Origin of the sequence: Streptomyces sp. NPDC004542 (assembly GCF_040610035.1) — a bacterium.
Classification (GTDB): Bacteria; Actinomycetota; Actinomycetes; order Streptomycetales; family Streptomycetaceae; genus Streptomyces.
Window position 1 is genome coordinate 38,568 of the sequence record NZ_JBEXLP010000031.1, and the last position, 14,030, is coordinate 52,597.

Annotated in this window: 12 protein-coding genes; 9 read left to right on the top strand and 3 right to left on the bottom strand. The window is 73.4% G+C overall.

Annotation, left to right across the window (positions count from 1 at the left end; translation table 11 throughout):
- Nucleotides 1-166: 166 nt before the first annotated feature.
- Both ABZX30_RS18900 and ABZX30_RS18905 read left to right on the top strand, forming a co-directional pair.
- A complete protein-coding gene (locus ABZX30_RS18900; protein WP_355934811.1) occupies nucleotides 167-1,198 on the top strand; it encodes an NlpC/P60 family protein in 1,032 nt (343 codons plus the stop codon).
- 30 nt (nucleotides 1,199-1,228) lie between these two features.
- Nucleotides 1,229-2,419, top strand: coding sequence for a hypothetical protein (locus ABZX30_RS18905; protein WP_355934813.1), 1,191 nt, complete (start codon nucleotides 1,229-1,231; stop codon nucleotides 2,417-2,419).
- Here ABZX30_RS18905 and ABZX30_RS18910 read toward each other — a convergent pair.
- Complete coding sequence (locus tag ABZX30_RS18910) at nucleotides 2,395-2,937, bottom strand: PadR family transcriptional regulator (protein ID WP_355934814.1); 543 nt, start codon at nucleotides 2,935-2,937, stop codon at nucleotides 2,395-2,397. The genes ABZX30_RS18905 and ABZX30_RS18910 overlap by 25 nt on opposite strands.
- Nucleotides 2,938-3,022: 85 nt before the next feature.
- Between ABZX30_RS18910 and ABZX30_RS18915 the strand changes: the two genes are divergently transcribed.
- A complete protein-coding gene (locus tag ABZX30_RS18915) occupies nucleotides 3,023-4,381 on the top strand; it encodes an MATE family efflux transporter (RefSeq protein WP_355934815.1) in 1,359 nt (452 codons plus the stop codon).
- Here the strand turns inward: ABZX30_RS18915 and ABZX30_RS18920 are convergent.
- Nucleotides 4,311-5,546, bottom strand: coding sequence for a glycosyltransferase family 87 protein (locus ABZX30_RS18920; protein ID WP_355934817.1), 1,236 nt, complete (start codon nucleotides 5,544-5,546; stop codon nucleotides 4,311-4,313). The genes ABZX30_RS18915 and ABZX30_RS18920 overlap by 71 nt on opposite strands.
- A gap of 119 nt (nucleotides 5,547-5,665) precedes the next feature.
- On the opposite strand from ABZX30_RS18920, the gene ABZX30_RS18925 reads away from it, so the two are divergent.
- Together ABZX30_RS18925 and ABZX30_RS18930 are read left to right on the top strand one after the other, a co-directional pair.
- On the top strand, nucleotides 5,666-6,808 hold the full coding sequence (locus tag ABZX30_RS18925; RefSeq protein WP_355934818.1) for a glycosyltransferase family 4 protein: 1,143 nt from the start codon (nucleotides 5,666-5,668) through the stop codon (nucleotides 6,806-6,808).
- An 83-nt stretch (nucleotides 6,809-6,891) separates the two neighbouring features.
- Nucleotides 6,892-8,478, top strand: a complete 1,587-nt coding sequence (locus ABZX30_RS18930) for a GMC oxidoreductase (RefSeq protein ID WP_355934873.1) — start codon at nucleotides 6,892-6,894, stop codon at nucleotides 8,476-8,478.
- A gap of 20 nt (nucleotides 8,479-8,498) precedes the next feature.
- On the opposite strand, the gene ABZX30_RS18935 is transcribed toward ABZX30_RS18930, so the two are convergent.
- On the bottom strand, nucleotides 8,499-10,295 hold the full coding sequence (locus ABZX30_RS18935) for an AMP-binding protein (protein WP_355934820.1): 1,797 nt from the start codon (nucleotides 10,293-10,295) through the stop codon (nucleotides 8,499-8,501).
- Between the two features lie 481 nt (nucleotides 10,296-10,776).
- On the opposite strand from ABZX30_RS18935, the gene ABZX30_RS18940 reads away from it, so the two are divergent.
- The 4 genes from ABZX30_RS18940 (at nucleotide 10,777) to ABZX30_RS18955 (ending at nucleotide 13,947) form a co-directional block, all read left to right on the top strand.
- Entirely contained in the window at nucleotides 10,777-11,574 is a 798-nt protein-coding gene (locus tag ABZX30_RS18940; RefSeq protein WP_355934821.1) for a metallophosphoesterase, read from the top strand.
- Nucleotides 11,575-11,713: 139 nt separating this feature from the next.
- Entirely contained in the window at nucleotides 11,714-12,157 is a 444-nt protein-coding gene (locus ABZX30_RS18945) for an SRPBCC family protein (RefSeq protein WP_355934822.1), read from the top strand.
- A gap of 43 nt (nucleotides 12,158-12,200) precedes the next feature.
- Nucleotides 12,201-13,370, top strand: a complete 1,170-nt coding sequence (locus ABZX30_RS18950) for an ArsA-related P-loop ATPase (RefSeq protein ID WP_355934823.1) — start codon at nucleotides 12,201-12,203, stop codon at nucleotides 13,368-13,370.
- Nucleotides 13,371-13,437: 67 nt separating this feature from the next.
- Nucleotides 13,438-13,947 (top strand): DUF5304 domain-containing protein, encoded by a 510-nt coding sequence (locus tag ABZX30_RS18955; protein ID WP_355934825.1) that lies wholly within the window; start codon nucleotides 13,438-13,440, stop codon nucleotides 13,945-13,947.
- The last annotated feature ends 83 nt before the right edge of the window (nucleotides 13,948-14,030 follow it).

Genomic DNA, 14,030 nt, shown 5'->3' on the forward strand with positions numbered 1-14,030 from the left:
CAACCGGAAACTGACTCCACGCCCCGCCGTTGACCTGCGTCAGCGGCGGGGTTTCGCGTCGGGGGACCCCGGGGGGCTCCGGCCGGCTTTGGACGGTGTGTGTCCGCGCGGTTACTGTCTGGCGAGCTTTTCCAGACATCCGCCAGCGGAAGGAGTGCGGCATCCCGTGGGGTCCCATCGCCGCCTTGCACCGACCGGGTTCGACCGGGGCGCCGGCGCCGCCCTGAGTGTGCTGTCCGTCGCGACCGCCGCGTTCGGCGCCGTCTCCGCGGACGCCGCGCCGCACGCCGACACCCGTGCCGAGGTGGACCGGCTCTACCGCGAGGCCGAGCAGGCTACCGAGGCCTACGACAAGGCCGACGAGCGCGCCGACACGCTGCGCGAGGAGGTGGGCCGGGCCCAGGACCGGATCGCCCGCCAGCAGCAGCACGTCAACGCCTTGCGAGAGGAACTCGGTTCACTGGCCGGTGCCCAGTACCGCTCCGGCGGCATCGACCCGGCCGTCGCTCTGCTGTTCTCCGACGACCCCGGCGGCTACCTCGACAAGGCCGCCACGCTCGACCGGATCGGCGCCCGGCAGGCCGGCCGGCTGAAGGAACTGCGGTCCGCGATGCGCGAACTCGCCCAGGAGCGCACCGAGACCGCCGGGAACCTCGCCGAGCTGGAGCGGAGCCGCAAGGCGGTCGCCTCCCACAAGCGCACCGTGGAGAGGAAGCTCGCCACGGCCCGGCGGCTGCTCAACTCCCTGCCGGACGACGAGCGCACCGCCTACGAGCGGGCCTCCCGCTCCGGCCGCGCCGGGATCCCGGGTGTGCCCGGCATCCCGGACCTCTTCGGCGCCGACGCCCCGAACGCCCGCGCCGCCGCGGCCGTCGCCGCCGCCCGCTCCGCCGTCGGCCGGCCCTACGTCTGGGGCGCAGGCGGCCCCTCCGGCTTCGACTGTTCGGGCCTGACGCAGTGGTCGTACGCGCAGGCGGGCGTCCATCTGCCGCGCACCTCGCAGGAGCAGCGCTACGCCGGCCGGCGGGTCCCGCTCTCCCAGGCCCGGCCCGGTGACCTGGTCGTCTACCGGCCGGACGCCGGACATGTCGCCCTGTACGTGGGCCACGGCCAGGTGATCCACGCGCCCTATCCGGGCGCACCGGTGCGCTACGACCCGGTCGGGATGATGCCGGTCTCCTCGGTCACCCGGCCCTGACTTTCTCGCGCCGGGCCGTACGATCGGAAAGTGGCTGGTCGCGGACGGGCGTGGGGCACCCCGGTGGTGGGGCTCTGTCTGCTGCTCGCCGCACTGACCGGGTGCGGCGGAGCGTCCGGCACCGACCCGGTGAAGGCCGAGGTGCAGCGGATGCTCGACCGGCGGGCGGTGGCCCTGCTGCACCACGACGAGACGGCGTACGACAGGACCGGCGGCCCCGCGCAGTACGGGCGGCTGCGGGCGGTGCCGCTGGCGTCCTGGACCTACCGCCTGACCGGCCTGCGCCGCCGCGGCGCCACCGCCACGGCCGACGCCGAACTGCGCTACCGGGTACGGGGCTACGACAAGGCGCCCGTCACCGCCGACCGTACCCTCACCCTCGGCCGTACCGCCGACGGGGCCTGGTACGTCACCGCCGACCGGCCCGCCAGGAAGGCCGGGCAGCAACTGTGGGACCAGGGCACGGTGATGGCCGCGCGGGGCGCGCACAGCCTGGTGCTCGGCGTGGGGCGGTCCGCCGACGAGCTGCGCGGCTACGTCCGGCTCGCCGACCGCGCCGTCCCGGCGGTGTCGCGGGAGTGGGGCACCGACTGGTCCCGGCGGGTGGTGGTGCTCGTACCGGACTCCCTGAACGGCATGGCGGGGCTGCTCGGCTCGCCCGCCTCCTCCTACCGGGGCATCGCCGCCGTCACCACCGGCGAGGCGGGGGGACCGGACCGGGCGCCCGCAGACCGGGTCATCGTCAATCCGGAGGCGTACGCCGTCCTCGGCGACGTCGGCAAACAGGTCGTGCTCACCCATGAGACCACCCACGTGGCCACCCGCGCCCACACCGACGCCGCCACCCCGCTGTGGCTCTCCGAGGGCTACGCCGACTGGACCGGCTACCTCGGCACGGGCCGCACCGCGGCCCAGGCCGCGCCGGAGCTGGCGCGGGCGGTCCAGGACGGCCATGTCCCGGCCCGGCTGCCGGCCGACAAGGACTTCGCCTTCAGCACGGACGCCGTCGACCTCGCCCGGGCGTACGAGGGCGGCTGGCTGGCCTGCCGGATGATCGCCGACCGCTGGGGCGAGGCGCGGCTCGGCGCGTTCTACCGGGCCGTCGGCGCGCACGGCAAGCGGGCGGGAGCGGTGGAGGACGCGCTGAAGAATGTGCTGGGCACGACACCGGAGACGTTCACCGCCCAGTGGCAGGACTACCTGCGCGACCGGCTCGGCTGAGTCAGCACGGCGATGGCCTCGCGCAGCCACTCGCGCTCGGCCCGGCCGGTGGCGCGGGCGACCCGCAGCATGCCCTGCCGGAACAGGTCGCCGGCCTCCTCCGCCCGTACGGGCTCGCCGTCCCGGTAGAAGAAGCTCGCCGGGGTCAGGAGGAAGTCCAGGCGCCGGCCCAGTACGGCGGCCTGCTCGGCCGGGTCCGGCAGGTGGCGCAGGAAGGCGAGCACCGTGTTGAAGCGCGCCTGGTCGGTGATGTCCGCCTGCTTAGGGTGCCGCAGCCGCTCCAGCAGGTCCGCGCGGCCCGCCTCGGTGAGCGACAGCATCCGGCGCCGGGCGGCGCCCGCGCCGTCCTCCGCGCGTTCGTCGAGCCTGCCCGCGGCGACCAGACGGTTGATCGCCGGGTAGAGGGCGCCGTCGCTGACCGGGCGGACGTGTCCGCTCAGTGCCGTGATGCGCTCCTTCAGTTCGTATCCGTGCAGCGGTTCCTCGGCCAGGAAACCCAGGATCGACAGCTCGAGCACGCGGATCCTCCTTGCGGGCGGCTTCCCCCTGATGGTACCTCTTTTCGAGTTACCTCGATGAGAGGTACCTCAGAAGGGGGAACTCATGGACGCCCGCGCCCACCGCAGGCGGATCGTCTCGCTCGCCCACCCCGTCTACCTCTCGCTCCTCGCCTCCGTCGTCACCGGGATCGTCAACACCGTCTGGGTCTCCCGGCTCGGCGGCGCCGCCGTGGCCGCCGTCGCCGTCGCGACCAACACCGAGAACGTGCTGCTGGGAGTCGCCCTGGTCTTCGCCTCCGGTACCACCGTGCTGGTCGCGCACGCCCGGGGGGCCCGGGACCCGGCCGCCGTACGGGCCGCGGTACGCGGAGGCGTGGCGCTGTGGGCACTGGTGACCCCGCCGGTCGCCGTCGGCGGGTACCTGCTGCGCGAACCCCTGGCCCGGCTGGTGCTCGGCGACGGGGGCGCCGCGCCCCGGCTCGCCACCGCCTACTTCGCCCTGTCGCTGCCGGGCATGGCCGTCTTCTTCGCCCAGCAGCTCGTCGACGGCATCCTGAAGGGCACCGGCGACACCAGGACCCCGATGCGGCTCGCCCTGCTGGCCGGCGGGCTGATCCTGGTGTGCGACCCGTTCCTCGTCCACCTGTACGGCGTCCGCGGTGCCGCCGCCTCCACCGTGCTGTGCCGGTCCGTGGCCCTCGCGTTCGGGCTGGCCGCCCTGCGCCGGGGCGCCCCGCTGCGGGCGGCGGCGCGGGAGCGCCCCGCCGAACCCCTGGCCGCGGCCCTGCGCCGGACGCTGACCACCGGGCTGCCGATGTCCGCCGACTTCACCGTCCGGCAGGGCGGCGCGCTGCTGCTGGTGGCGATCGTGGCGCGGCTCGGGGTGACGGCGGTGGCCGCCTACGCCATCGCCTACAAGGTGATGTACGTCGCCACCATGGCCTTCTACGCCGTACGCCAGGCCGCCTCCATCCACACCGCGCACACCCGGGGCGCCGGTGACCGGGACGCGCGCCGGGACATCGGGCGGCAGGCCGTCCTGGTGTCCGGGACGCTGGGGCTCACGGCGGCCCTGCTGCTGGCCGTCACCGCGCCCTGGATCATGGCCGCCTTCGGCGCCGGACCCGGTGTCGCCCACCAGGGCGTGCTGTTCCTGCGCTGCGTCGGGCCCTACCTGCTGCTGATGGCCGGGTTCATCGCGCTCGGCGGGGTCTTCGAGGGGAGCGGCGGGGCGCCCGCCCTGCTGCGGGTGACCCTGCTGGGCACGGCCGTCCAACTGCCGCTCGCGTACGCCCTGTCGGGGCTCGGGCTGCCGGGGGTGTGCCTGGCGCTGGCGCTCGCGATGGCCGTACAGTGCGCGGCCGTCGCGGTGCCGGCCGCGCGGGCCGGGGTCAGGAGGACACCGGGGTCTGGGACGAAGGGGTGCTCTGGCTCGGCAGCGCGGGCAGGGGGACCGGGATGACGGTGGAGCGCCACAGGCGGCGGGCCGCGCTGACCGAGGCGGCGATCAGCAGGCCGTTGCGCAGGAGCAGCAGACCGGTGCCGTACCAGTCGCTGGCCACGACGTGCGTGAAACCGATCGGGAACTCCAGCACCGTGACGAAGGTCGCGGCCAGCACCAGCAGCGCGGGCGGGCCCATCCGGCCGGCCCGGAAGCACAGGCAGACCGCGGCCAGGCCGACCAGCCACACCAGGTACTGCGGGCTGATCACCCGGCTCGTCACGGTGAACATCAGCACCGCGGTGAACGCGGCGTCCGCCAGGGTGTGGGTCCGCAGCCGGTCCGCGTTCAGCCGCCACAGCAGCAGCCAGCCGAAGCAGGCCCCGGTGAGCGCCAGCGCGACGGTGCTCACCGTGCCGACGTACGGGCCGAGGAACTCCACCGATCCGTAGTTCAGCAGCACCTCGCCCGGCCAGCCGAAGTGCCGTGCCACATGGAAGACCAGGGCACCCAGCGACTCCACCTCGGTGCCCCGGTCCCGCTGGAAGGTGACGAAGGCGAAGGCGCCGGGCATGGTGACCGAGAACAGCGCGGCCAGACCCGACGCCGTCACCGCCGCCGCGCCCCAGGCCCGGCGCCGCACGGCGCCCACCAGCAGCAGCGCCGGCCACACCTTGAGCATCGCCCCGAAGCCGGCCAGCGCGCCCATCACCCGCGGGTGCCGGGCACCGGCGAGCAGCGCGGCCACCGCGACCGCGGTCACCATCACGTCGTAGCGGGAGTACACGGTCGGGCCGAGCAGCGGGACGCCCGCCACCCACACCCAGGCGCCGCGCAGCGACCTGCCGGGACGGCGGCCGGTGTACAGCAACAGGCCCAGCACGGCCAGGTCGGCGAGGAAGGCCAGCACGAAGAAGGCGTGGGTGTAGCCGAGGAAGGGCAGGGCGGCGGGGGAGAGGATCGCCAGCGCGGCGGCGGGCGGGTACTGCCAGGTCACGTCGTCCAGCGGGAAGGCGCCGGTGCGCAGCACCTCGTACCAGCCCTGGTAGATCACGGACACGTCGGAGGTGACGTCCGCGCCCGGGAAGACGAGCACCCGGAAGGCGTAGAGCAGGACCACCAGCCGGGTCGCGGCCCAGGTCACCGACAGCCCTGCCAGGGACCACCCGGCGCCGTTGCTCTTCACGCGATCCCCTGTCGTTCCGCTTCCGTCCGAGGGGAACATGATGTCCTGCCCGGCTGTGAGCCTGCCACAGGCTCGGCCGCCCCCGCCGGTGCACGGCCGGTTCGGTAGGGTCGGCGGCGATGCACAAGACCCTGATCGTCACCAACGACTTCCCGCCCCGGCCGGGCGGCATCCAGGCGTTCCTGCACAACATGGCACTGCGTCTGGATCCGGACCGGCTGGTCGTCTACGCCTCCACCTGGAAGCGGAGCCGGGAGGGCGTCCGGGCCACGGCCGCGTTCGACGCCGAGCAGCCCTTCCCTGTCGTACGCGACCGCACGACCATGCTGCTGCCCACCCCGCAGGCCACACGCCGGGCGGTCGGGCTGCTCAGGGAACACGGGTGCACCTCGGTGTGGTTCGGGGCGGCCGCGCCGCTCGGGCTGATGGCCCCGGCGCTCAGGAAGGCGGGCGCCCGGCGGATCGTGGCCACCACCCACGGGCACGAGGCCGGGTGGGCCCAGCTGCCCGCCGCCCGGCACCTGCTGCGCCGGATCGGGGAGTCGACGGACACCCTCACCTACCTCGGCGAGTACACGCGCGCGCGGATCGCCACCGCGCTGACTGTGCAGGCGGCCGGCCGGATGGTGCAGCTGCCGCCCGGCGTCGACGAGAAGACCTTCCACCCGGAGTCGGGCGGCGCCGAGGTCCGCGAGCGGCTCGGACTGACCGGGCGGCCGGTCGTCGTGTGCGTCTCCCGGCTGGTGCCGCGCAAGGGGCAGGACACGCTGATCCTGGCCATGCCCCGGATCCTGGCGGCCGAGCCGGACGCCGTGCTGCTGATCGTCGGCGGCGGCCCCTACGAGAAGGACCTGCGCCGCCTCGCCCACGAGAGGGGGGTGGCGGACTCCGTGCGCTTCACCGGTTCCGTGCCCTGGTCCGAGCTGCCCGCGCACTACGGCGCCGGGGACGTCTTCGCCATGCCCTGCCGGACCCGTCGGGGCGGCCTGGACGTCGAAGGGCTCGGCATCGTCTACCTGGAGGCCTCCGCCACCGGGCTGCCCGTGGTCGCCGGCGACTCGGGCGGCGCGCCCGACGCGGTGCTCGACGGCGAGACCGGCTGGGTCGTCCGCGGCGGCTCCCCGGCCGAGACCGCCGAACGGGTCGTCGCCCTCCTCGCCGACGCCGGGCTTCGCCGCCGGATGGGCGAGCGGGGACGGCAGTGGGTGGAGGAGAAGTGGCGCTGGGACCTTTTGGCGGAGAAGTTGAGAACTCTGCTCTAGCCGGAGGCGGATAATCCGCCGATGCTGCGCGCATGACAGCAAAACTGATGCAGCGTCAGCTGACGAGACGTCATGTCCTCGGTATGGCCGCCCTCCAGACGGCGGCCACCCTCGGCTTCACCCGCGTCGGCCTCCAGTCGGCCCGCGCGGTCGAGCCCGCCGCGGTCGAGTCCGCCCCCGCCGTCGTGATCGGCTCCGGGTACGGCGGCGCCGTCGCCGCCCTCCGCCTCGGCCAGGCCGGCATCCGTACCGTCGTCCTCGAGATGGGCCGGCTGTGGAACACCGCCGGCTCCGACGGCAAGGTGTTCTGCTCCACCACCGCCCCGGACGAGCGGTCCATGTGGTTCCGCACCCGCACCGAGGCGCCGCTGGCCACCTTCCTGTGGCTGGACCTCGTCAACAAGGACATCACCCCCTATCCCGGGGCCCTCGACCGGGTGCACTACGACGCCATGTCCGTCTTCGTCGGCCGGGGCGTCGGCGGCGGCTCCCTGGTCAACGGCGGGATGGCGGTCACCCCGCCCCCGGCGTACTTCGCCGAGCAGTTCCCGACCGTCGACGCGAGCGAGATGTACGGCACCTGGTTCCCGCGCGCCCGCGCCATGCTCGGTGTCAACAGCATCGACCCGGCGTGGTTCGAGTCGACCGAGTGGTACAAGTTCGCCCGTACCTCCCGCAAGGCCGCCGACACCGCCGGCCTGAAGACCACCTTCGTACCGAACGTCTACGACTTCGGCTACATGCAGCGCGAGGCGGCCGGCACCGCCACGAAGTCCGCGCTCGCCGGGGAGGTCGTCTACGGCAACAACCACGGCAAGCGCAGCCTGGACAAGACCTACCTGGCCGCGGCCCTCGGCACCGGCAACGTCACCATCCACAGCCTGGAGAAGGTGCGGACCGTCAGCCGGGCGAGCGACGGCTCGTACGTCCTGACCGCCGACCGCATCGACACCACCGGCGCCGTCGTCGAGACCAAGACCTACGGCTGCACGTACCTCTTCCTCGGCGGCGGCAGCCTGGGCACCACCGAACTCCTCGTCCGCGCCCGGGACACCGGCACCCTGCCGGACCTGGACGCGAGCGTCGGCGCCGGCTGGGGCACCAACGGCAACACCATGCTCGGCCGCGCCAACCACATCTGGGACACCGTCGGCGCCGACCAGGCCACCATGCCCGTGCTGGGCATCGACGACTGGGCCAACGCCGACAACCCGGTCTTCGCCGAGATCGCCCCGCTGCCCATGGGCTTCGAGCACTGGGTCAGCCTGTACCTCGCGATCACCAAGAACCCCCAGCGGGCGCGGTTCACCTACGACGCCTCGTCCGGGGCGGTGAAGCTGGGCTGGACCGCGGCCCAGAGCGCGGTGTCGGTCGCCATGGCCAAGAAGCTGTTCGACCGGATCAACTCGGCCAACGCCACCCTCTACCGGTACGACCTGTTCGGCTCCGGCAGCAAGGTCTTCGCCGACGACTTCACCTACCACCCGCTGGGCGGCTGCGTCCTCGGCCGGGCCACCGACGACTACGGCCGGGTCAAGGGGTATCCGAAGCTGTACGTCACCGACGGCTCGCTCGTGCCCGGCTCGATCGGCGTCAACCCCTTCGTGACGATCACCGCCCTCGCCGAACGCACGATGGCGCGGGTCCTGGCCGAGGACACCGCGCCATGAGCCGTCGCAGCCGGGGGTGACTACTTCGCGTAGATCGCCTCGATCTCGGCCGCGTAGTCCTTCGCCACCACGCCCCGCTTGAGCTTCAGGGACGGCGTGAGGTGGCCCGACTCCTCCGTGAACTGGGAGGACAGAATGCGGAACTTCCGCACCGATTCCGCCTTCGAGACCGCGGCGTTGCCGTCGTCGACCGCGTCCTGGACCGCCGCCAGCAGATCCGGGTCCTCGCGCAGCGACGCCGCGGTGGAGCCCGCCGGCTTGCCGTGCTCGGCACACCAGCGGCCCAGGAACTCCTCGTCGAGGGTGACCAGCGCGCCCACGAACGGCCGCCCGTCGCCCACCACCATGCACTCCGCGACCAGCGCGTGCGCCCGGATGCGGTCCTCGATCACGGCCGGGGCGACGTTCTTGCCGCCCGCGGTGACGATGATCTCCTTCTTGCGGCCGGTGATCCTGAGGTAGCCGTCCTCGTCGAGGGTGCCGATGTCACCGGTGTGGAACCAGCCGTCCGCCAGCGCCTCGGCGGTCGCGGCCTCGTTGTTCCAGTACCCCTTGAACAGGTGCTCGCCGTGCAGCAGCACCTCGCCGTCGTCGGCGATGCGCACCACCGAGCCCGGCAGCGGCTGCCCGACCGTGCCGATCTTCTGCCGGTCCCACGGGTTGAAGGCGGTGGCCGCACAGGACTCGGTCAGGCCGTAGCCCTCCAGGACCGTGAAACCGATGCCGCGGAAGAAGTGGCCGAGCCGCTCGCCCAGCGGGGCACCGCCGGAGATGGCGTACTCGCCGCGCCCGCCGAGCACCGCCCGCAGCTTGCCGTAGACCAGCTTGTCGAAGACCTTGTGCTTGATCTTCAGACCGACGGACGGGCCGGACGGCGTGTCCAGGGCCTTGCTGTACGCGATGGCCGTGTCGGTCGCCTTGTCGAAGATCGCGCCCTTGCCGTCCGCCTGCGCCTTGGCACGGGCGGTGTTGTACACCTTCTCGAACACGCGCGGCACGCCGAGGATCAGCGTCGGACGGAACGCGGCCAGTTCGTCGGTGAGGTTCTTGATGTCCGGGACGTTGCCCAGCTTGATCGGCGCCATCATCGGGGCGATCTGCACCAGGCGCCCGAAGACGTGCGCGAGCGGCAGGAACAGCAGGACGGAACACTCACCGGTGCGGAACAGCGGGCGCAGCCGCTCCACGACGTTGCCGCACTCGGCGAAGAAGCTGCGGTGGGTGAGGACACAGCCCTTGGGGCGGCCCGTCGTGCCCGAGGTGTAGACGATCGTCGCCGGGTCGTCGGCCTTCGCCAGCGAGCTGCGCTCCTCGACGGTCGCGTCGGCGACGTCCTGTCCCAGCCGGCCCAGCTCCTCCACGCCCCCGGCGTCGATCTGCCAGACGTGCTTGAGCGCGGGCAGCGACTCGCGCACCGACTCCACGGCGGCGGCGTGGACCCCCTGCTCCACGACGCAGGCGGTGGCGCCCGAGTCGGCGAGGATCCACTGCACCTGCTCCGGCGAGCTGGTCTCGTACACCGGCACGGTGATCGCGCCGGCGCTCCAGATCGCGAAGTCGAGCAGCGTCCACTCGTAGCGGGTCCGGGACATCAGGCCCACCCGGTCGCCCGGCTCGACGCCGGAGGCGATCAGGCCCTTGGCGGCGGCCCGCACCTCGGCCAGGAACGCCGTGGCCGTCACGTCCTGCCAGGCGCCCCCCACCTTGCGGGCGATCACGGCGACGTCGGGATGCTGCGCGGCGTTTCTGCGGACGATGTCGGTCAGATTCCCGTCCGCGGGGACCTCGTACAGGGCCGGAAGGCTGAACTCGCGCAAGACTGCTGCTCCTCATAGGGCGCCGGCGCCACGACGTTGTGTGATGCGACGGTGGGGTCCAAGGCTCGGGCAGGTACTCCGGTTGTCCACCGCGGGCCCGGGCCCTTCTGATGGATCTCCGCGGCGTCGCGGCGCCCGGCACGCACGCTCGCCACACGGCGCGGAGGGACAGGTGGCTTGGCCGCATGACCCTCCGCACCGCACGCCGATCGCCCGCACCGGACGCCGCTCCTTCCTCCCCGGAGATCCATCAGAAGGGCCCGGAGGCCCACTGGTTGAGATCCAGAGCACGACTGGACTGCCCGGACGTTACCCGCCGGTATGGCTTCTTCGACAGGGGGTCCCGACGAGATGTTCGCCGCGTCACACGGCTTGTGTATTCCTTTGCGCACAGTAGTCCACCCGTTTCAGGACTGGCCAGTAACCGCAGGTCCGGACGCCACTGTTCACAACTGCGCCGCGCGGCCTACCCTTGATCGCCATGGCATCCACATCGGCCGGCACACGCAGGACCCGTGTCCACGTGGTCAGTGACGTGCACGGCAACGCCCGTGACCTGGCCAGGGCCGGCGAGGGCGCCGACGCGCTGATCTGTCTCGGTGACCTGGTCCTCTTCCTCGACTACGCCGACCACTCGCGCGGCATCTTCCCCGACCTGTTCGGCGAGCAGAACGCCGACCGCATCGTCGAGCTGCGCACCGCCCGCCGCTTCGAGGAGGCACGGGAGTTCGGGGCCCGGCTGTGGGCGGGCATCGGTGCCGACCGGGCCACCGCCATCGAGCTAGCGGTGCGCAAGCAGTACGCCGAGATGTTCGCCGCGTTCCCGGCGCCGACGTACGCGACGTACGGCAATGTCGACATGCCGCAGCTGTGGCGGGAGTACGCCGGGCCCGGCACGACCGTCCTCGACGGCGAGCGGGTGGAGATCGGCGGCCGGGTCTTCGGCTTCGTCGGCGGCGGTCTGCGCACCCCGATGCGGACGCCGTACGAGATCGGCGACGAGGAGTACGCGGCGAAGATCGAGGCCGTCGGCGAGGTCGACGTGCTGTGCACGCACATCCCGCCGGAGGTCCCGGAGCTGGTCTACGACACGGTCGCCCGCCGCTTCGAACGGGGCAGCCGCGCCCTGCTGGACGCGATCCGCCGCACCAGGCCGCGCTACGCCCTCTTCGGCCACGTCCACCAGCCGCTGACCCGGCGGATGCGGATCGGGGCGACCGAGTGCGTGAACGTGGGGCACTTCGCCGGCACCGGCAGGCCCTGGGCGCTGGAATGGTGAGGGACCAGGGGGTACGGGGTGAAGTCGGCTGGTGGCGGGCGCGGTAGCCTTCCGCTGCACACCGTGCGCAGCACGATCCCGCACGGTGACCGCGCACGACGAACACCGGCAACGGCCCGCATCTGGAGGAGCCACGGCGATGGCGGAACACACCAGCTCGAGCATCACGATCGAGGCGGCACCGGCCGATGTCATGGGGGTGATCGCCGACTTCGCCCGCTACCCGGACTGGACCGGCGAGGTGAAGGAGGCGGAGGTCCTCAAGACCGACGGCCAGGGCCGCGCCGAGCAGGTCCGCCTCGTCATGGACGCGGGCGCCATCAAGGACGACCAGACCCTCGCCTACACCTGGACCGGTGAGAACGAGGTCTCCTGGACCCTGGTGAAGTCCCAGATGCTGCGCTCCCTCGACGGCTCGTACATCCTGAAGACCGCGGGCGCGGGGACGACCGAGGTCACCTACCGGCTGACGGTGGACGTCAAGATCCCCATGCTCGGCATGATCAAGCGCAAGGCCGAGAAGGTCATCATCGACCGCGCGCTGGCGGGCCTGAAGAAGCGCGTGGAGTCGGGCGAGAAGTAGCGTTGCCCGGCGCGCTGCCCGGGCAACGGTAGCGTTCACCGACATGCGTACCATCCTGATCACGGGCCCGGGCGGCTGCGGACGTACGACCGTCGCCGCGGCCACCGCGCTGCGGGCGGCGGGCGACGGCGTCGACACCCTCGTGCTGAGCGCCGACCGCACGGACACCCTCGGCGCGGCGCTGGGCACGGCGACGGGAGCGGCCCCCGTCCGGGCCGCCGACCGCCTCACCGCCTGGCGGCCGGACGCCACCGAGCGCTTCCGTGACGACCTCACCGCCTTCCAGGGCCGCGCCACGAACGTCCTCGACCTGCTCGGCGCCGCCCGCCTGGACGCCGAGGAGGTCACCCCGCTCCCCGGCGCCGAGGAGCTGTCCTTCCTGCGCGCCCTGCGGGACGCGGCCCTCTCCGAGCGGTACGGACTGCTCGTCGTCGACCTGCCGCCCGCCCCCCGGGCCCTCGCGCTGCTCTCCCTGCCGGAGGAGCTGCGCCGGTACCTGCGCCGCCTCCTCCCGCCCGAGCGGCAGGCGGCCCGCGCCCTGCGCCCGGTCCTCGGACGGCTCGCCGGGGTGCCCATGCCCGCGGACTGGCTGTACGAGACGGCCGCCCGCTGGGACGTCGAACTCGCCGCCGTGGAAGCCGTCCTCGGTGACCGCGACACCGCCGTCCACCTGGTCGCCGAGCCGGGCCCGGCCGCCGACGACGCCGTGCGCGGCGCCCGCCTCGGCCTCGCCCTGCGCGGTCTGCGCACCGAGGTGCTGATCGCCAACCGCGTCCTGCCCGAGACCGCCCGTGACCCCTGGCTGGCGGGCCTCGCCGCCCAGCACGGCAAGACCCTCGCCGAGTGGCGCGCCGCCTACGACGTCCGCACCGTCGCCCACCTCGGCCGTGACCCGCGCGGCGCCGACGACCTCGCCGCGCTCGCCGTGCCCGGTGTCGACCCGGCGTCCGCCCCGGTCGAGTGGCCCGTCCTCGACCGGATCGCCGAGGACGGCGTGCTGGTCTGGCACATCCCCCTGCCGGGTGCCGTACGGGACGAACTCGACCTCGTCCGGCGCGGGGACGAGCTGGTGATCACGGCCGGCCCGTTCCGGCGGATCGTCCCGTTGCCCTCCGCGCTGCGCCGCTGCACCGTCGCCGGGGCCGCCCTGCGCGAGGACGAGCTGCGCGTCAGGTTCGCGCCCGACCCGGACCTGTGGCCGCGCGGGAGCTGACGGACGGTGAACCGACCGGGTCCGTTCGGGTAACGTCGGAGGGGCGAACCGCAGTCAGGAGACCGTCATGAGCGAAGAGCGCCCCACGCCCGACGCCCCCGGACCGGAGGCGGCCGGCGAGGTGCGGGCGACCGACGCCGACGCCTGGGCCACGGCCTGCGCCGAGGACCTCGCGGCGGAGAAGGCCCGCCGCCGCGCCGCACACGGACCGCCCCCGGGCTCGGCCGCGGAGGAGCTGCGCAAGCTCGTCGACGCGGTGGCCGACAAGCTGTCCGGCCTCCAGTCCCCGCTGCTCGGCGCGGTCGCCGGACCCGCCGCCCAGCAGGCGGTCCGGCAGGCCGTGCAGCAGGCCAAGGCGGCCGTCGAGCCGGTCATCGAGCGCAACCCCGACGTCTTCGACCACCTGGCGGCGGCCGGCAGCGAACTGCTGGCCGCCTACCGCTCGGCCGTCCAGTCCCAGGAACGGCGCTGGACGTCCCGTCCGGGCGGCCTCCAGGACGCCCCGAGGTCCGACCGTAACGATCGGGGCGACCGGGGTGAGGGCACCGGTCCCGGAGAACGCATCGACCTGGACTGAGCCCCATGGGTCCCCGCCGTCACTCGGCCGCCCTGCCCGGCCGGTGGACGACGGGAACTCCGCGGCAGGGCCTCGGGTACCGT